At 74.3% G+C, this 16,544-nt stretch carries 16 protein-coding genes; 5 read left to right on the forward strand and 11 right to left on the reverse strand.

The features are described from left to right. Positions 1 to 116 precede the first annotated feature (116 nt). Entirely contained in the window at positions 117 to 299 is a 183-nt protein-coding gene (locus tag ACGFI2_RS07425) for an antitoxin (protein ID WP_393512152.1), read from the forward strand. A gap of 134 nt (positions 300 to 433) precedes the next feature. On the opposite strand, the gene ACGFI2_RS07430 is transcribed toward ACGFI2_RS07425, so the two are convergent. The 9 genes from ACGFI2_RS07430 to eccB form a co-directional block, all read right to left on the reverse strand. Then, positions 434 to 1,027, reverse strand: coding sequence for a hemerythrin domain-containing protein (locus ACGFI2_RS07430; RefSeq protein ID WP_393512154.1), 594 nt, complete (start codon positions 1,025 to 1,027; stop codon positions 434 to 436). A gap of 118 nt (positions 1,028 to 1,145) precedes the next feature. Beyond that, the gene (locus ACGFI2_RS07435; protein WP_393512156.1) at positions 1,146 to 1,763 is read right to left on the reverse strand and encodes a C39 family peptidase; all 618 of its coding nucleotides are present in this window, start codon (positions 1,761 to 1,763) and stop codon (positions 1,146 to 1,148) included. A 139-nt stretch (positions 1,764 to 1,902) separates the two neighbouring features. Then, on the reverse strand, positions 1,903 to 2,316 hold the full coding sequence (locus ACGFI2_RS07440; RefSeq protein ID WP_393512159.1) for a pyridoxamine 5'-phosphate oxidase family protein: 414 nt from the start codon (positions 2,314 to 2,316) through the stop codon (positions 1,903 to 1,905). 43 nt (positions 2,317 to 2,359) lie between these two features. Continuing rightward, positions 2,360 to 2,704, reverse strand: a complete 345-nt coding sequence (locus ACGFI2_RS07445; RefSeq protein ID WP_393512162.1) for a hypothetical protein — start codon at positions 2,702 to 2,704, stop codon at positions 2,360 to 2,362. 40 nt (positions 2,705 to 2,744) lie between these two features. Beyond that, complete coding sequence (locus ACGFI2_RS07450) at positions 2,745 to 3,569, reverse strand: hypothetical protein (protein WP_393512165.1); 825 nt, start codon at positions 3,567 to 3,569, stop codon at positions 2,745 to 2,747. Positions 3,570 to 3,710: 141 nt separating this feature from the next. Next, complete coding sequence (locus ACGFI2_RS07455) at positions 3,711 to 4,106, reverse strand: hypothetical protein (protein ID WP_393512167.1); 396 nt, start codon at positions 4,104 to 4,106, stop codon at positions 3,711 to 3,713. Between the two features lie 167 nt (positions 4,107 to 4,273). After that, on the reverse strand, positions 4,274 to 5,554 hold the full coding sequence (locus tag ACGFI2_RS07460) for a WXG100 family type VII secretion target (RefSeq protein WP_393512170.1): 1,281 nt from the start codon (positions 5,552 to 5,554) through the stop codon (positions 4,274 to 4,276). Beyond that, positions 5,547 to 5,918 (reverse strand): hypothetical protein, encoded by a 372-nt coding sequence (locus ACGFI2_RS07465; RefSeq protein ID WP_393512173.1) that lies wholly within the window; start codon positions 5,916 to 5,918, stop codon positions 5,547 to 5,549. Before ACGFI2_RS07465 ends, ACGFI2_RS07460 begins: the two co-directional genes overlap by 8 nt. A 115-nt stretch (positions 5,919 to 6,033) precedes the next feature. Then, on the reverse strand, positions 6,034 to 7,503 hold the full coding sequence (eccB, locus tag ACGFI2_RS07470) for a type VII secretion protein EccB (RefSeq protein WP_393512176.1): 1,470 nt from the start codon (positions 7,501 to 7,503) through the stop codon (positions 6,034 to 6,036). Between the two features lie 160 nt (positions 7,504 to 7,663). Between eccB and ACGFI2_RS07475 the strand changes: the two genes are divergently transcribed. Next, on the forward strand, positions 7,664 to 8,839 hold the full coding sequence (locus tag ACGFI2_RS07475) for a type VII secretion protein EccE (RefSeq protein WP_393512179.1): 1,176 nt from the start codon (positions 7,664 to 7,666) through the stop codon (positions 8,837 to 8,839). On the opposite strand, the gene eccD is transcribed toward ACGFI2_RS07475, so the two are convergent. Further along, complete coding sequence (gene eccD, locus ACGFI2_RS07480) at positions 8,823 to 10,220, reverse strand: type VII secretion integral membrane protein EccD (protein WP_393512182.1); 1,398 nt, start codon at positions 10,218 to 10,220, stop codon at positions 8,823 to 8,825. The genes ACGFI2_RS07475 and eccD overlap by 17 nt on opposite strands. Positions 10,221 to 10,375: 155 nt before the next feature. Between eccD and eccCa the strand changes: the two genes are divergently transcribed. The 3 genes from eccCa (at position 10,376) to ACGFI2_RS07495 (ending at position 15,174) form a co-directional block, all read left to right on the forward strand. Beyond that, on the forward strand, positions 10,376 to 14,341 hold the full coding sequence (gene eccCa, locus ACGFI2_RS07485) for a type VII secretion protein EccCa (protein ID WP_393512185.1): 3,966 nt from the start codon (positions 10,376 to 10,378) through the stop codon (positions 14,339 to 14,341). A 214-nt stretch (positions 14,342 to 14,555) separates the two neighbouring features. Further along, positions 14,556 to 14,864 carry a WXG100 family type VII secretion target gene (locus ACGFI2_RS07490; protein ID WP_393512188.1) on the forward strand — a complete coding sequence of 103 codons (309 nt, stop codon included), beginning with the start codon at positions 14,556 to 14,558 and terminating at the stop codon, positions 14,862 to 14,864. Positions 14,865 to 14,892: 28 nt separating this feature from the next. Next, positions 14,893 to 15,174 (forward strand): WXG100 family type VII secretion target, encoded by a 282-nt coding sequence (locus ACGFI2_RS07495; RefSeq protein ID WP_013283773.1) that lies wholly within the window; start codon positions 14,893 to 14,895, stop codon positions 15,172 to 15,174. Positions 15,175 to 15,283: 109 nt separating this feature from the next. Here ACGFI2_RS07495 and mycP read toward each other — a convergent pair whose 3' ends face one another. After that, entirely contained in the window at positions 15,284 to 16,522 is a 1,239-nt protein-coding gene (mycP, locus tag ACGFI2_RS07500; RefSeq protein WP_393512190.1) for a type VII secretion-associated serine protease mycosin, read from the reverse strand. Positions 16,523 to 16,544 lie beyond the last annotated feature (22 nt).

Genomic DNA, 16,544 nt, shown 5'->3' on the forward strand with positions numbered 1-16,544 from the left:
TCGAGGCCGTTGTTACCCGACGCGGGTGAATCCGACACCCGGGCCGTGATCGCCCGCCCGGTGTTTGCGCCCCCGGCCGCAGGGAAGGCTTTCAACGTACCGAAGGGAGATGCGACATGGGTGACTTCATGGACAAGGCCAAGGACTTCGCCGACAAGCACGACGAGCAGGTCGACAAGGGCCTCGACAAGGGCGGCGACATGGCCGACAAGCGCACCGGCGGCAAGCACGACGAGCAGATCGACAAGGGCGTCGACATGGCGCAGCAGCGCACCGGAGAGGGCGACACCGCACGCTGACCACCCTTCGGATCCCGGGCCACCCGCGCGGTGGCTCGGGATCCGTCATGTCCGGCGCGACGCGTACCACCCGGCCCGTGACACACCGCCGCGGCCGGGCCCCGGAGCGGAGCCCGGCCGCCGGCGGCGTCGGATCAGGACTTCTCGCGAAGTTCCGCCATTGTGGTGGGCCGGCCGGAGAGCGCGTCGCGCATCCGGTCGACCAGGCCGGTGCCGGGAGCCAGCAGCCGGTTCGCCGGCGGGCGGTCCGGGGCGGCCGGGTGCGGGCGGGTCGGCGCCGACTTCTTGGCGGCCTCCACCTTGCCGGCCAGCTCGACCAGCTCCTCCCGGGCACAGGCCGCGCGCAGGCGGGGGAACAGGTCCGACTCCTCGTCCTGCACGTGGTGGCGGATGGTCGAGGTGAGATGCGCCAGCAGCTCGTCGAAGCGCGCCTCGGACGGGTCCAGGGACTCCAGCTCCTTCATGGTCCGCTCGGCGTCGGAGTGCTCGGCGATCTCGTGCTCGGCGATCTGGTCACCGTCGGGCAGGGCCTTGCGGGCGGCCGGATAGACGTACGCCTCCTCGGCGATCGCGTGGCGCACCAGCTCGGCGATCACCACGTCGGCGAGCTGCCGGCGGTGCTCGGGCGTGCCCTGCCGGCTCTCCAGCTCGACGAAGATCGCCTCGACCTCCCGGTGATCGGCGGTCAGGACGTCGACGACGTCCCGGTCCATTGTGACGTCGGTCATCTCGGTGGCCTCCAGGGGTGGATTGCGGAACGGCTTGACCCGTCCCTACCCCCACGCCGGGCACCGAACCATGCGGGTCGGCCTCCCACAGGGAGGCCGGCCCGTCCGGGTCGGTTGGTCAGGAGCTGTAGCCGCGACCGGCGATCCAGTTGGCCAGGTCGGTCACGCTCATCCAGTACGTCGGCTCGTCCGGCCGGGCCGGATCGGCGATCAACACGGTGTTCCCGTCGTCCTTGTACCGCACCACGGTCAGGTAGTGGCCGGGGTAGCTGTGCTCCACCCCGTCGACGTCCAGGGCGCCGCCCAGGATGTTCGCCACCACCGGCCGGTCGGCGTCGACGGCCGCGCGGATGTCCGCCCGCAGCCGCTCGACCTGCTCGCGGGTGGCCACGTCGTCGCGGATCTCGGTGGTCCGGTACTTGCCGCCGGTGTACTCGTTGAGCACCCGGGTGACGTCGATGGCCGAGTCGGTGCCGCGCTCGGTGGTGCCCAGCTTGGCGGCCAGCTCGTCCTGGCTGACATCCTTGCCCTCGGCCGAGAGCGCGATCCGGGCCGAGGCCGGCCCGCAGTAGAAGAAGTTCGGCTGCGCCTGGTACTCGTAGTTGGCGCTGCGGTCACCCTTGCCCTTGACCGGGGTCGGGGCGGCGTGCGCGGCCACGGCCGGGCCGGCGACCGCGCTGCCGGCCGCGGCCAGGCCGGCGACGGAGAGCAGGCACCTACGGACGATCGGGTTCATGCGGGGCTCCGTTCGGGGGTCGACGCTCCGTGGGAGACGCGGCACCGTGAGTGGCGCTCGGCGTCCGGAGAGTGCAACGGCCCTGGTGGTGGCCCCATTCCGACGGTGACCGGGGCCACCGGGAAACCGGACGGACGGCTCAGCCGGGCAGGGTTCCCAGCAGACGGGTCACCGCGATCTCCAGGACCACCCGCTCCGGATTCGGGCGCGGCGGGCGGTAGCGGGCGGCATACCGCCGCTCGGCCTCGGCCACCGACTCCGGGTCGCGACGCACCACCGCCCGGCCCTCCACGGTCAGCCACCAGCGGCCGTCGACCTGACACACCGCGACCGGCGTGCCCGCCGGCCCGGCGGCGGCCACGTGCCGGGCCTTGGCCGACCCACCCGACGTGATCACCCGGGCCAGCCCGGCGTCCGGGTCGAAGGTCACCCCGACCGGTACGACGTGCGGGGTGCCGTCGGCGCGCAACGTGGTAAGCGTGGCGAGGTGCCGGTCGGCGAAGAAGCGGGCGACCCTCCCGTCGTGCGGGTCCAACCGGTGATCGCCGGGCATGCCGTCTCCTCGCTCGCCGCGTGCCTGTCGAGCCGATGATGGGTCATCGACGCGGTGCGCCACCCGGCGGGGCGGCGGGCAGCGAGGTGGTCGGGGCGTCCCCGGTGACCCGTTGCGCCGCCCGGTGCTTGGCGGCCAGCCGGCCCAGGTAGAACAACGCGCCGGCCAGCACGCCCATGTCGTCCAGGTAGATCGGGTCGGGCAGCAGGTCCACCGGCAGGATCGTGTAGATCAGCGCGCCGTAGAACGCGACCTTGCCGCCGGCGCCGAGCGCCCCGAGCATGCGGCGGGTGCGGACCACCCGGATCGCGAGCAACACCGCCCCGACCAGCGTCGCCGCCGCGACGACGACGGCGAGGCCGACAAGCAACCAGGATTCACGGGACACGGCATCACGCTAGCCGAGCCGGGCCATCGCCGCCGGACGATCAGTAGGCCGCCACGGCGGCCCGGCCCCGGGCCACCGGAGCCAGCTCGCGGGTGATCTCGGCGTTCGGCAGCTCCCGGGTGTTCTCCGGGCCCGCGAAGCCCACGATGGAGAGCGCCGCCTGCGGCTCCGCCACCGGGTGCAGCGCCGCGAACACCTCCTCGCGCAGGCTCCGCGCCGCGGCCGCGGCCGTCTCGGCGGCCCGCCACGCGGCCTGCTCCCGCTCCGACGCGGCGTGCTGACGGGCCCGGAGGTTGTCCCGCACCAGCCGACGCAGCAGCAGCTCCTGCTCCACCGGGTGCCGGCTCGGGTTCCAACCGCGCCCACCGAGGATGTCACTGAGCTGCTGCACCGTGATCTCCTTGCGCCACTGGGCGTCCAACGCCGCCCGGTGCAGCCAGCGCTCCCGGTCCGCGTACTCGGCCGGAGTCCGGGCGGTCCGGGGCAACGGCAGCGCCGCGGCGGCGGCCAGCCGCCGGACGTCCTCCTCCGCCGCCTGGTAGGCCAGCCAGGCCGCCTCGGCCTCGTCCTGGGCGGCCGACCAGTCGGCCCGGCTCCGCTCGGCGGTCACCGCCGCGCGGGACGCGGCCACGGCGACCTCGTCCGCGTACCGGCTGCGTTCCCGGGCCCGCTCCCGGGACTGCTCGGCCAGATCGATGCTGCTCGGCCGGGCGGCCTCGCTGATCCGTTCGCCGAACACCGAGCGGAACCGGGTCGGGCGGACGACCAGCGCGGCGACCACGACCGCCGCCAGGGCGAGCAGGGCCAGCCAGATCACGGCGGCGGCGGGAACGTCCGGCAGGACGGTGGAGAAGACGGTCTGCATCTAGGGCACCTCATGGTGGAGCGGTTGTCGATCGACGATTCGGCCCGGGGTGTCGGGCGGTGTGCGCGGCAGGGCGCGCCGGGATGCGCGGCAAGGCGGCGACGGTGGGGTCGCGCCGGGGCGTACCGGAAAGGTGGCCCGTCAGGCGCGCGGAGGTCCGCGGCGGGCGATGGCGGCCCGGCCCGGATCGGTGACCGCCACCTCGACGGCCAGGACCGGCGCGGCGTCGGCGTCGCCGGTCGGACCGGCGACGGCCGGACCCGTGGCCGGGTGGCTGACGGCCCAGTGGGGGATCTCGTCGGCGGACCCGGGAGCGGTCACGACGGCCGGGGCCGCTCCGTGGCCGACCTCGACGGTCGCCGTCGGACGGACGTCGGCCACCGTGATGCCGGCGGGACGCGTCGTGGCACCGGCGTCGGCCGGCGTGGCGGCCATGCCCTGCAGGCCGGCGATCAACGCCAGGGTGGTCACGGCCGTGCGGGCGATTCGGCGCAGCATCGCCGTCCAGGTGGACGAGGCGAACGCTACGGGCAGCACCACATCAACCTATCGGTCAAAGCCCGATCGCGCAGCTCGACGATCTTGCGGGTTGCGTGAGCCGTCCCACGGATCGCTGTGGACGGACGCCCTTCGGCACGCCCCGGAAAGCGATGACGAACGGCGCGGCACCCGTCCGGGGCGCCGCGCCGTTCGGTCGAACCGGGTCAGTTGCCGCCGAGCACCGGCGGCGGGGCGGCGCTGCCGTCGCCCCAGACCATCTCGTCCTCGGTGAGCCAGGTCAGCCGGTCCTCCGACTCGTCGTCGCCGTTGCCGCGCGCCCCCAGCACGCCGTTGCGGCCGGCCATCGCGGGCCGCCCGGTGGCGCCGGAGCGAGCGGTCGACCTGCTCTCCGTCTCGCCGGTCAGGCCACGGCCCGAGGTGAGCCGCCCGGTGCCGGCCGCCGACCGGCTCTCCGCACCGGGCACGCCGCCGAGCCGGGCCGAGGACGCCGCGTTGGGCCCGGTGCCGGCGAGCGAACCGGTGCTGAGCACGCCGGGGCCGCCGAACAGCCCGCCGCCGCCCCCACCGGCCGTCAGGGTCGAGGGGTTGCCGGTGCCCGGACCGAAGCCCGGGCCGCCACCGATCGTCGGACCGCCCGTGACGCTGGTCAGCGGGCCGGCGCCGGCCAGCGAGGTGCCGGTCGGGTCGGCCGTGCCGCCGGTGGTGACCGAGCCCGGGGCGCCCGCGCCGGTCTGGCTGCCCGGGTTGCCGCCGCCCGGACCGCCGTCGCCCGGCGTGCCGCTGGTGGGGGCCGTGTGGTGCACGCCCGACGTGGTCGCGGTGCCGTTCGCCCCGGGACCGAAGCTGCCCAGGCTCGGGCCGGAGGACGGCGTCCTGACCGACGGACCGTCGTGCAGCGTCGGGCCGTTCCGGTCGTTGTGGCCGGGAAGCTCGCTCTCGGGCGGCTCCGGCACGACGATCCGGCCGTACGCCGAGAAGTCGTAGCCCTCGGCCAGCTTCGCCACCACCTGCACCATCCGCTGGTGCGCCTTCTCCTGCTCGGCCTCGTCCTGCTGGTGGCCGATGATGCCGCCGATCACCGCGCCCGGCGCGCCGCCGAGCAGGAAACCCTTGCCGGCGCCGGAGAGCGCCTTGTCGTTGTCGTCGGTCTTCTCCGGGCTCTCCGCCTTGGTCTGGGCGGCGCGCAGGTCGCCGGCCATCATGTCGAGCGCCTGCCGGATGCCGGTCATGCCCTCGGCCAGGTTGCCGGAGTAGCCGGAAACCATGGTGAGCCGGCGCTGGAACTCGCGTGCGGCGTCGCCGGTCCAGGTCTTCGTCAGCCCGTCCAGGTCGGCGGTGAGGTCACGGGTGAGGTCGTCGAGCGTGCCCTTGAGGGACGTCCACTGGGCGCTCAGCCCTTCGATCTGGGTCGGGTCGCCGGCGTTGACGCCCTGGTAGAGCTCCTCGTGGCTGACGTGCTGGTAGCGCTGGGTGTATTCAGACACGAGGATCCTCCTTCGGCTGCTTCATCGCCTCGTTCAGCCCGGAGAGGGCGGCTGCGATGTCGGCCGCCGCAGCGGCGTTGCGGGCCTCGGCGGTCTTGTAGTTCGTCATGATCGTTCCGGTCGCCTCGCGGGCGGCCAGGATCGCCCGGCGCAGCCGGTCGACGTGGTCGACGTAGCTCTGGTGGATCTCGGCGTAGCGACGCGAGTTGTCGGTCGCGTCGGTGAACGTGCCGAGCGCGGGCGGCCGGCACTGCATCTCGGTGTTGAGCTTGCGCAGCACCGACTCCGCCTCGTGCAGACGCCGCTCAAGCCGCAGGTGGAAGTCCTCCAAGGACAGTACGTCCACTGTCGTGCGCCCGGTCATGGCTGTATCCCCGTTGTCGTCGCGAGCCGTTGGAGCCACGCTCAGGTTAGTCGAATCGCGCCAGCCCGGGCGACCCGTGACCGTAGTGCTCCACTTCGGACGTACCGCCGGTGGGTCAACCGCCCTGGACCTGGGCCGCCTCGCCACCGGCCGGGGGTGAGGCGGTGCCCGCCGGCACCGCCCCCGCATCGAAGTAGGTCAGGGCGCCCGCCCGGGCCAGGGTCGGCCCGGTCGGCACCAGCGCCAGCAGCGAGGCGGGCACCGCCACCGGCGTCACGTCGCCGTAGCCGAGCGCGCTCCGCGCGTCGCCGCCGTCGGTCCCGAGCGGGTAACGGATCCCCTGCGCGGTGATCAGATAGACCGTGGAACCGGCCGCGGGCTTGCCACTCTCGCCGGCCGTGGCCTGCACCAGCACGCCCTTGCCGCCGGGCAGCAGCACGCTCTCGGCGGTGCGGACCGCGTCCCGGGCGCCCTGCCGGGCCGGCACCGCGGCCGACGCGGTCAGCTCCGCCGGCGGGGAGTCGAAGACCTCCAGCGTGGTGGTCGGCGGCTGGCCGGCCGGACCGGACCGGTAGGTGGCGCAGAGCACCGTGCGCCCCGGCCGCACCTCGTGCAGCGTGGGCATCCGGACCGGCAGCCCCTCCGGCTCCAGCCGCTGGTCGGTGTAGAGCCGCCCGGCCTCGTCCGGGGTGATCTCGGTCACCCCGCCACCGCCGCCCTGCAGCAGCAGCGCGGTCACCTCGCGGACCGTGGCCAGACCCTGCCGGGTGAGTACGTAGTACTGACCGGCGGACTGGTAGACCTGCCCGATCCGGGCCGGCCGATCGGCCACGGTGAGCCCGCTCGGGCGGCCGTCCCCGTCGATCGTGGGCTTGCGCAGCACCGGGCCCACCGGCACCGCGTTCAGCAGCTGCTGCCCGACGCCGAGGTTCGTCGCACCGGCCATCTTCAACGCGACAAGCGCCTGCTCGTCACCGGCGACGCGCAGCCGGGCGCCGCCGGTGAGCAGGTAGCGGGCGTCGCTGGTGCGGACCAGCACGGCCTGGTCGGTGAGCGGCGTGCCGCCGGGCAGCGGCCGGTCGATCACCAGCCGGGTGGTCGAGCGCTGCGGATCGCTCGGGTCCGGCACGTCGCAGACCGACCAGGGGAGCCCGACCATCGACCTGCGGTCCGGCAGGTCGTCCGGCGCGCCCACGATGCCGACCATCCGGCCACGTGGCCGGTCCTTGATCGACGCCTGCGACATGGTGCGCACCTCGGCCGAGGCGTCGTTGACCACGAGCCGGGCCGAGGCGTAGTTGAGCGTCGGGTGCAGCACCTGGTCGTCGCCGAAGTAGTAGGTGGCGCCGGTCTCCCGCTCGATCACCACGGTGTTCGCCGCGAGCGGCGCGGAGTTGCTGGTGAGCTGCCCGTACGCGCCCACGCCGCCGAGCACCACGGCCGCCGCGATGACGCTGCCGAACACCGCCATGCCGAGGCGCCGCATCGGCAGTTCGTTGGTCTCCGGGTCGCCGGAGAGCAGCGCGGAGACGATGCGGCGGGTGACGAAGCGGTACGCCTGCACCTGATCGCGGCGGGTCCGCATGACTAACCTCCGGCAGGGGTGGGTCCGCGACGATCAGGTCCGAACAGCGCCGCGGGCTTCCCTACGATAAGGGTCCGTCGGGGGTGCGCCGGACCCCGTCCGCCACCCGAGGACGCACCCACCGGCGGATGCCCAGGATGTCCAGAAGGGACGCTCACCGATGACGCAGCTCCAGGCGCCACCCGGTCGTACGGCCACCGCGCCCGTCGCGACGCCGGCGGACCGGCCGGTCACCCCGGCCGACAAGCGTCGGCGGGGCCGGCTCGGCCCGGTCGTCGTCGGCCAGCTCGTCGTGGTCGAGTGCGCGGCGCTCGCCGTCTGGTTCGCCACCGCCGGCCCGGTCTGGCTGCTCGCCACCGTCGCCGCGGCGGCGCTGCTGGCCGTGGTGGCCGCGTTCGTCCGGCGGGGCGGCCGCTGGTGGTACGAGGACCTGATGCTCCGCCGCCGGCTGCGCCGCCGCCGCGAGCGGGCCCGGGGCGTACTGCCCGGCGGCGACCCCCGGCTGGCCGCGCTCGCCCCCGAGCTGACCGTGGTGGAGCTGACCGACCGCGGCACCCGGCTCGGCATCGGCCAGGACGATCGCGGCTGGTTCGCCGCGGTGGCGCTGACCGGCCGGCCCGGCGCGCCGGCCGGGTCGATCGAGGCGGCGACCGTGGACCGGGCGCTCGCGGTGCTCGCCGACTTCGCCGGCCCGGTCACCCAGACCCAGGTCGTCTCGCACACCCTGGTCTGGTACCCCGCGCCGGGCGCGCCGCCCGCGGCGCACCGCACGGTGTGGGTGGCGCTGCGCCTGTCGGTGAGCGATGCCCGGTCCGAGACCGTGAGCCGCGGCGGCGGCCTGCGCGGCGTGCACCGGACGGTGGCGGCCGGGATCGGCCGGCTCGGCAAGGCGCTCCACGCCGCCGGGCTCGGCCACCGGGTGCTCGGCCGCGACGAGCTGCACGCGGCGGTGGTCTCCGGCGCCGGGCTCGACCTGGCCCCGGAGTCCCCGGTCGAGTCCTGGACCAGCCTGCGCGGGGGTGGCTGGACCCAGCGTTGCCTGGCGCTGCGGGTCCGCCCCAACGGCTCGCTGGGCGCGCTTGTGGACGCGGTCACCGCGACCTCCGCGCCCTCGCACACGGTCGCCGCCGTGGTGCTCCCCGGCGGCCGGCGGATGCCGCCGCTGCTGCGGGTGGCGGCGATGGACGGGCACGCCGAGGCGCTGGTGAAGGTCGTCCGGGAGATGGCCCGGCGGGCCGGTGTGCCGGCCCGCCCGCTGGACGGGCAGCACGCCCCCGGCGTCTACGCCACCGCGCCGGTCGGCACCGCGATGGGCACCGTCACGGTCGAAGGTTGACGATCCAGCCGTACGCGCCGCAGACCCAGACGGCCAGCGGCACCAGGGCGATGATCAGCAGGATCTCGACGATGTCCAGGGTGCGACCCCACACCGGGGAGATCCGCTTGCCGGCCACGGTCAGCCCGTAGACCAGGCTGATCACCGCCACCACGGTCAGGCCGCCGAGGATCAGCCCCAGCCGGACCGCCAGCGACCCGGCGTCGAAGACGGCCGCGGCGGCCAGCCCGAGGCCGAGGGTGCCGGCGAGCAGCACCGGGGTGCGCTGGCCCCGGCCGAGGAACGGGCGGGCCCGCAGCAGCGACAGCAGCGCCAGCACCAGGCAGAGCAGGATCGCCGGCAGCCGGCCGTCGGCGGCGAGCACCACCTCGCCGCCGAGCACCAGCAGGGAGACGGTCCAGAGCAGGCCGGTGAGGAACGCGTCGGCGCGCTCGCTGTTGCGCAGCACCGACGGTCCGTCCACCGACTCGGTGTCGGTCTTCAGGTCCTCCGGGCCGGTCGGGATCGACGGCACCGGCAGCCGGGCGAGCCGGTAGGCGAGCATCGGCAGCGCCGGCAACGCGCCGAACGCCACCGCCGACACCACCGCCGCCGACGCGGCCGCGTCGATGCGGAACGCCAGGCTGAGCACCGCGCCGAAACCGACCGCCGCGCCCACGCCGACGGCGCCGAGGAAGAGCGGCAACCGGTCCCCGACGGCGAGCGCGGCGAGCGCGGCGAAGAGCACCACCGCGGTGCCGGCGAGCAGCACGTGCGGGCTGGCCAGCTCGCCGAGCGGCCGGTCCCCGGCGAGCACCAGCAGGCCGCCGACCGCCGCGTAGCCGACCCCGACCAGGGCCAGCACCGCGCCGGTGCGGCTGTCGCCGGCCGCCCGGGACAGCACCGCGGCGCCGACCAGCAGGGCGATCGCGACCACCAGGGCGGCCACCGCGCCGGGCAGGTGCGGCGGCCCGGCGAACAGCGCCGCGACCGCGCCGGCGGCCAGCGCCGACCCGGCGAGGAGCACCGCGTACGCCCGGGTGGTGCCCACCTGCCAGGCGCCGGCCCGCTGGGTGGTGGAGGTGGCGACGGCGTCCACCACGTCGTCGAAGACGATCTCGGGCGCGGTGGCGGCCCGGGGGTTGAAGTAGAGCACCTCGCCGTCGCGGACGCCGAGCTGCGCGGCGGTGCGCCCGCCGTCGAGCGGCTGCCCGCCGAGCCGGGACAGGCTCCAGCCGCCGTGCCGCACGCCCTCGTCGGCGAGATCCTCGCCGGCGTAGCGCAGCAGCGTGGGCAGCAGGTCGGCCAGCGGCACGTCGGACGGCAACGCCAGATCCATCCTGGTGCGCGGCGCCACGATGGTGATCCGGCTCAGCCCGCCGGTCGCCGTCTTCGTCGCCACAGTGGCCTCCTCGTGCTCGCCTACGATCCACCCGGCCGTCGACGTCGCCCCCACGGGTCCACGACGCCTCCGGGAGATTACCTACGATGGCGGTCGCACAGGTTGCCCACCCGACGCTCGCCGGCGGTGGCAGACCTTCTGGGGAGGGGAGAGCCGTGAGTACGGTGGTGTTCCGCCGACTTCCGCGTCAACCGGGACCGGCGCTGCCACGCGGCGAGGTGCTGCTGGAGTCCCCGCCCGAGCTGCCGGAGCCGCAGGCCAAGGGCATGGGCCAGGTGCTGATGATCCTGCCGATGCTCTGCGGCGTCGGCGCGATGGCCTTCCTCTACGCCGGCCGTGGCGGCGGCATGATGACCTATGTGGCCGGTGGCCTGTTCGGCGTGTCGATGCTGGGCATGGCGCTCGGCACGCTCGGCAACGGCGGCAAGGACAAGGCCGAGCTGAACGCCGAGCGGCGCGACTACATGCGCTACCTGGCGCAGATGCGCAAGCGCACCCGGCGGGCGGCCGAGCAGCAGCGCGCCGCGATGACCTGGCGGCACCCGGAGCCGGACGCGCTCTGGTCGATCGCCGCCTCCCGCCGGCTGTGGGAGCGGCGGATCACCGAGGACGACTTCGGCGAGGTGCGGATCGCGCTCGGCCCGCAGCGGCTGGCGGTGGAGATCGTGCCGCCGGAGACCAAGCCGGTGGAGGACCTGGAGCCGATGAGCGCGATCGCGCTGCGCCGGTTCGTCCGAGCCCACTCCAGCGTGCCGGACCTGCCCACCGCGCTGTCGCTGCGCGCGTTCAGCCGCATCGCGTTGCGCGGCGACCGGGAGGCGGTGCTCGACCTGGCCCGGGCCGCGCTCGGCCAGCTGGTCACGTTCCACGCGCCGGAGGATCTGCTGGTGGTCGTGGTGGCCGCGCCGGACCGGCAGCCGGCCTGGGACTGGGTCAAGTGGCTGCCGCACGCCCAGCACCCGGGGCGTACGGACGCGGCCGGCGCGCGCCGGATGGTCTTCGCCGGTCTGAGCGAGGCGGAGTCGGCGCTCGCCAACGAGCTGGGCGGCCGTCCCCGGTTCGCGGCCGAGGCGAAGCCGCTCACCACCGCGGCGCACGTGGTGGTGGTGCTCGACGGCGGCGAGGTCTCGGCGACCTGCGCGCTGACCGGGCCGGGGCTGCTCGGCACGACCGTGGTGGACCTGTCCGGCGCGGTGCCGCGGGACGCCGGCCGCTGGCTGCTCTGCCTGGACGCCGGTGACGGCAGCGGGCTCGACCTGGTGCGGGGCGCCACGTCGTCCCGGCTCGGCCGGCCGGACCGGCTGACCCTGACGGCGGCCGAGGGACTGGCCCGGCAGATCGCCCCGTTCCGGCTCTCCCAGCAGCAGGGCGCCAGCACCGACGAGCCGCTGGCCCGCAGCATGGAGCTGCCCGACCTGCTCGGGGTCGGTGACGCGGCGACGGTGGACACCCGGCAGACGTGGCGCCCGCGCAGCCAGCGGGACCGGCTGCGGATCCCGCTCGGCCTGGGGCCGGACGGCAACGTGGTCGAGCTGGACTTCAAGGAGTCCGCGCACGAGGGCATGGGCCCGCACGGCCTGGTCATCGGCGCGACCGGCTCCGGCAAGAGCGAGCTGCTGCGTACGGTGGTCGGCGCGCTGGCGGTGACGCACTCCTCGGAGGAGCTCAACTTCGTCCTGGTCGACTTCAAGGGCGGCGCCACCTTCGCCTCGCTGGACGCGTTGCCGCACACCAGCGCGGTGATCACCAACCTGTCGGACGAGCTGCCGCTGGTCGACCGGATGCGCGACGCCCTGGCCGGCGAGATGAACCGGCGGCAGGAGGTGCTGCGGGCGGCCGGCAACTACGTCTCCCGCTACGACTACGAGAAGGCGCGGGCGGCCGGCGAGCCGCTGGAGCCGATGCCCAGCCTGCTCATCATCTGTGACGAGTTCTCCGAGCTGTTGGCCGCCAAGCCGGACTTCATCGACCTGTTCGTGATGATCGGCCGGCTGGGCCGCTCACTCGGCGTGCACCTGCTGCTCGCCTCGCAGCGCCTGGAGGAGGGCAAGCTGCGTGGGCTGGACACCCACCTGTCCTACCGGATCGGTCTGCGCACCTTCTCGGCGGTGGAGAGTCGGATCGTGCTCGGCGTGCCGGACGCGTACGAGTTGCCGAGCGCGCCGGGGCACGGCTACCTGAAGACCGACACGGCCACCATGCTGCGGTTCCGCGCCGCCTACGTCTCCGGCCCGTACCGGGTGCCGGGGCAGGTGCAGCGCTCCACCCGGGCGCAGGTGCAGCGCCGGATCGTGCCGTACGGCATCGACTACGTGCCGGCGCCGGCGCTGCCCACCCCGACCGAGACCGTGCCGGAGCCGGAGCAGGCCGGCGACGGCAAGACGGTGTCCATGCTGGACGTGCTGATCGAGCAGCTCAAGGGCGCCGGCCGGCCGGCGCACCAGGTGTGGCTGCCGCCGCTGGCCGAGCCGTCCGGGCTGGCCGAGCTGCTGCCGCCGTTGAGCGTGCACCCGACGTTCGGCCTGACCACCGCCGACTGGCCGGGTCGGGGCCGGCTGGCGGTGCCGGTGGGCATCGTGGACCGGCCGTACGAGCAGCGCCGGGACCCGATGATGGTCGATCTCGCCGGCGCGGGCGGCAACGTGGTGATCGTGGGCGCCTCGCTGAGCGGCAAGAGCACCATGCTGCGCTCGATGCTGGCCTCCCTGGCGCTCACCCACACGCCGCGCGAGGTGCAGTTCTTCTGCCTCGACTTCGGCGGCGGCGCGCTGCGCAGCCTGGACGGGCTGCCGCACACCTCCGGGGTGGCCGGCCGGCGTGACGTCGAGGCGGTCCGGCGGACGGTGGCCGAGGTGGTCGCCGTGATCGACGAGCGGGAGACCCGGTTCACCCAGCACGGCATCGACTCGGTGGCCAGCTACCGGCGGCGGCGGGCCGCCGGTGAGTTCGCCGACGACCCGTTCGGCGACGTCTTCCTCGTGGTCGACGGTTGGAACACGCTGCGCCAGGAGTACGAGGAGCTGGAGCAGACCATCACCAACCTGGCCAACCGGGGCCTGGGCTTCGGCGTGCACGTGGTGATCACGGCGGTGCGCTGGGCGGAGATCCGGATCAACATGCGGGACCTGCTCGGCACCAAGCTGGAGCTGCGGCTCGGCGACGCCTCCGAGTCGGAGATCGACCGGCGGGCCGCGCAGAACGTGCCGGTGGGCGCGCCGGGCCGCGGTCTGACCCGCGACAAGCTGCACTTCCTGACCGCGATCTCGCGGATCGACGGCAAGCGCGACATTGAGGACCTGGCCGAGGCGTCGATCGCGTTGTCCGGGCACGTGGCGGCGAACTGGCCGGGCCGGCCGGCGCCGAAGGTCCGGCTGCTGCCGCGCAAGCTCACGGTCGGCGAGCTGGCCCGGGTGATCGACCGGAACGTCCCGGGCATCCCGGTCGGGGTGAACGAGTCGGCGCTCGCCCCGGTCTACCTGGATCTGGCGGGCGAGCCGCACCTGACCGTCTTCGGTGACGCCGAGTGCGGCAAGACCAACCTGCTGCGGCTGATCGCCCGGGGCATCGCCGAGCGCTACACGCCGGCCCAGGCGCGGCTGGTGATCGCCGACTACCGCCGGGGCCTGCTGGGCGCGGTCGAGGGCGACCACCTGCTCGACTACGCCCCGTCCAACCAGGTGTTCAGCCAGGGCCTCGGCTCGATCCGCAGCGCCCTGCAGAACCGACTGCCCGGCCCGGACGTGACCACCGCGCAGCTCCGCGACCGGAGCTGGTGGAAGGGACCGGAGCTCTACATCCTGGTGGACGACTACGACCTGGTCGCCTCCGGCGGCAACAATCCGCTCAGCGCGTTGCACGAGTTGCTGCCGCAGGCGCGGGACATCGGCCTGCACCTGATCGTCACGCGGCGGGTGGGCGGCGTGGCCCGGGCCCTCTACGAGCCGGTGCTGCAACGGCTGCGCGAGCTGGACTCGCCGGGCCTGCTGATGTCCGGCAGCCGGGAGGAGGGCGCGGTCTTCGGCAACCTGCGGCCGAGCCCGCAGCCGCCGGGCCGGGGCACGCTGGTCCGGCGCCGCGACGGTCAGCAGTTGATCCAGACCGCGTGGACCGAGCCGGGCTGACCTCGGCCGACACCGTCCAACTCGTACGGTCCGCACCGGATCGCGTTGTCGGGCCTGGCCTGTCGGAATTCGACGATGGGACAGCAGGGCTGCGCGGGTTGGACGTCGTCCGCTACGGTTCGGTTGAAGTGTCCGTCGGTGGGGTGTGTTCGCCTTGCCGCGGGGGAGAGGCGCGGCGGATCCGCCGCCACAAGATGACGGAAGGGTGTGAAGCATGGCGTTCGAGGTCACTGCAGCGAGTCTGCACACCGCCGCGAGTGACGTGCGGTCCACGCGCAGCGATGTCGACGGCGAGCTCAAGAAGCTGTGGAACGTGGTCGACGACCTGGCCATGGCCTGGAAGGGCCAGGCCTCCACGGGCTTCCAGGGCCTGATGAATCGCTGGACCGAGGACACCGCCAAGCTGCTGACCGCGATGGACAACATCGCGGACCTGCTTGACAAGTCCGGCACGACTCACCAGGTCAACGACGAAGAGCAGCAGCAGATGCTGGACAAGTTCCACTCTGCGCTCAACCCGTGATCCGCGAAGACAGGCAGAGGAGGAATCGATGAGCATCAAGGTTGACTACGCTGTCCTCGAGAGCAGCAACCAGCAGATGCAGGCCATCTCGCGGACCATCGACGAGAAGCTGGACACGCTGCGGGCCATGCTGACGAAGCTCGAGTGGGAGGGCCAGGACCGGGCCGCCTACCAGCAGCACCAGGCCCAGTGGGACGCCGCCGTGCGGGACATCAACAAGGTCCTCAACGAGATCGGCGGGGCGGTGGGCATCGCCCGCGAGAACTACATGACCACGGAGATGAGCAACTCCAAGGTCTGGGGCAACTGACCCTCGACCGGTCCGTCGCGGCTCCGCTCCGGCCCGTGCCGGGCGGGGCCGCGGTGCATTTCCGGGGCCGCGACCGCCCGTTCGCGCCGGACCGGCGTGGGACGCCCGGTCAGGCGTCCCGGGGGACGTCGCGCCGGCCGGGCCGCCAGCCGCGCCGCCGCCCGCGTACCAGGATCGGCCGCAGTGTCAGCAGGACGCCGGCCAGCAGCGCGCCGACGACGGCGACCCAGATCGCGACCGTGCGCTGCCAGGCCAGCGGGTCGACGTGCGGTGCGGGAGCCGGCATCGCGCCCAGCGGCGGATCACTCCGGGTGCCCAGCAGGCTGGTCACCGCCCGGTAGGGGTTGACCATTCCGTACCCGACCTGGGCGTTGTGCCCGTCGGGCGGGTTGTCGGCGGTGCGGGTCAGCCGGTAGGCCACCTCCTCCGGGCTGATGTCCGGGTACGCGGCCCGCACCAGCGCGGCGACGCCGGAGACGTAGGCGGTGGCGAAGCTCGTGCCACCCTGCGGCTCGGCCCGGTAGCCGGACCCGTGCGGCGCCGGACCGACGATGTTCAGGCCGGGGCCGGCGATGTCCACGTAGTCGGCGCTGACCGAGCTGCCGACGTGGCCGCCCTGCTCGTCGATCCCGGCCACCGCGACGACCCCCGGGTACGCCGCCGGATAGGCCGGCCGGTCCTCCCGGTTCTCCTGCCGGTTGCCGGCGGACGCCACCACCACCACGCCCTTGCCGAGCGCGTGGTCGACCGCCGACCTCAGCGCCGGGTCGTCGAGCGTGACCAGGGACAGGTTGATCACGTCGGCATCGTGGTCGACCGCCCAGCGGATCGCCCGCCCGATCTCGGTCGGCACGTCCGGGTCGAAGTTCTCCTTGTTCTCGGCCAGCACGCGCAGCGGCAGGATCCGGGCCTCCGGCGCGATGCCGGTGTACGGCGAGCCGCTGCCCTCCCGGCCGGCGATGATGCCGGCCACCATGGTGCCGTGGCCGACCAGGTCGCACTGACCCTTCAGGTGGACGAGCTGGTTGAAGTCCTCGCCCGGGAGCACCCGGCCGCGCAGCAGCGGGTGGCTCGGTGAGACGCCGGAGTCGATGACCGCTACCGTGACGCCCGCTCCCTTGCCGACCCGCCAGGCGGCCGCCGGGTCGAGCCGGCTCAGCGCCCAGGGCGCCTCGGTGGGGGCCGGGCCGCCGGTGGGCCCGCAGGCCGGCGCCGCCGCGGCGGGCGCGGGCGCCGCCAGCGCCGCACCGAGCAGCGCGGTCACCGCCACTCCGGAGAGGACGGACCTGATCCGGTGTCCGGTGGGGACGCGCCCGATCGTCCCGTTCGGCCGCAAGCTGTCGCGCACGCGGTGAGATTACCGTCGCGGC

The organism is Micromonospora sp. NPDC049282, from assembly GCF_043197045.1.
Classification (GTDB): Bacteria; Actinomycetota; Actinomycetes; order Mycobacteriales; family Micromonosporaceae; genus Micromonospora.

What these genes read in the sequence shown, in the direction of transcription:
- ACGFI2_RS07425 (WP_393512152.1), top strand. Translation starts at nt 117, where the DNA reads ATGGGTGACTTCATGGACAAGGCCAAGGACTTCGCCGACAAGCACGAC.
- ACGFI2_RS07430 (WP_393512154.1), bottom strand. Translation starts at nt 1,027, where the DNA reads ATGACCGACGTCACAATGGACCGGGACGTCGTCGACGTCCTGACCGCC.
- ACGFI2_RS07465 (WP_393512173.1), bottom strand. Translation starts at nt 5,918, where the DNA reads ATGACCGGGCGCACGACAGTGGACGTACTGTCCTTGGAGGACTTCCAC.
- ACGFI2_RS07440 (WP_393512159.1), bottom strand. Translation starts at nt 2,316, where the DNA reads ATGCCCGGCGATCACCGGTTGGACCCGCACGACGGGAGGGTCGCCCGC.
- ACGFI2_RS07495 (WP_013283773.1), top strand. Translation starts at nt 14,893, where the DNA reads ATGAGCATCAAGGTTGACTACGCTGTCCTCGAGAGCAGCAACCAGCAG.
- ACGFI2_RS07475 (WP_393512179.1), top strand. Translation starts at nt 7,664, where the DNA reads ATGACGCAGCTCCAGGCGCCACCCGGTCGTACGGCCACCGCGCCCGTC.
- ACGFI2_RS07450 (WP_393512165.1), bottom strand. Translation starts at nt 3,569, where the DNA reads ATGCAGACCGTCTTCTCCACCGTCCTGCCGGACGTTCCCGCCGCCGCC.
- eccB (WP_393512176.1), bottom strand. Translation starts at nt 7,503, where the DNA reads ATGCGGACCCGCCGCGATCAGGTGCAGGCGTACCGCTTCGTCACCCGC.
- ACGFI2_RS07490 (WP_393512188.1), top strand. Translation starts at nt 14,556, where the DNA reads ATGGCGTTCGAGGTCACTGCAGCGAGTCTGCACACCGCCGCGAGTGAC.
- ACGFI2_RS07435 (WP_393512156.1), bottom strand. Translation starts at nt 1,763, where the DNA reads ATGAACCCGATCGTCCGTAGGTGCCTGCTCTCCGTCGCCGGCCTGGCC.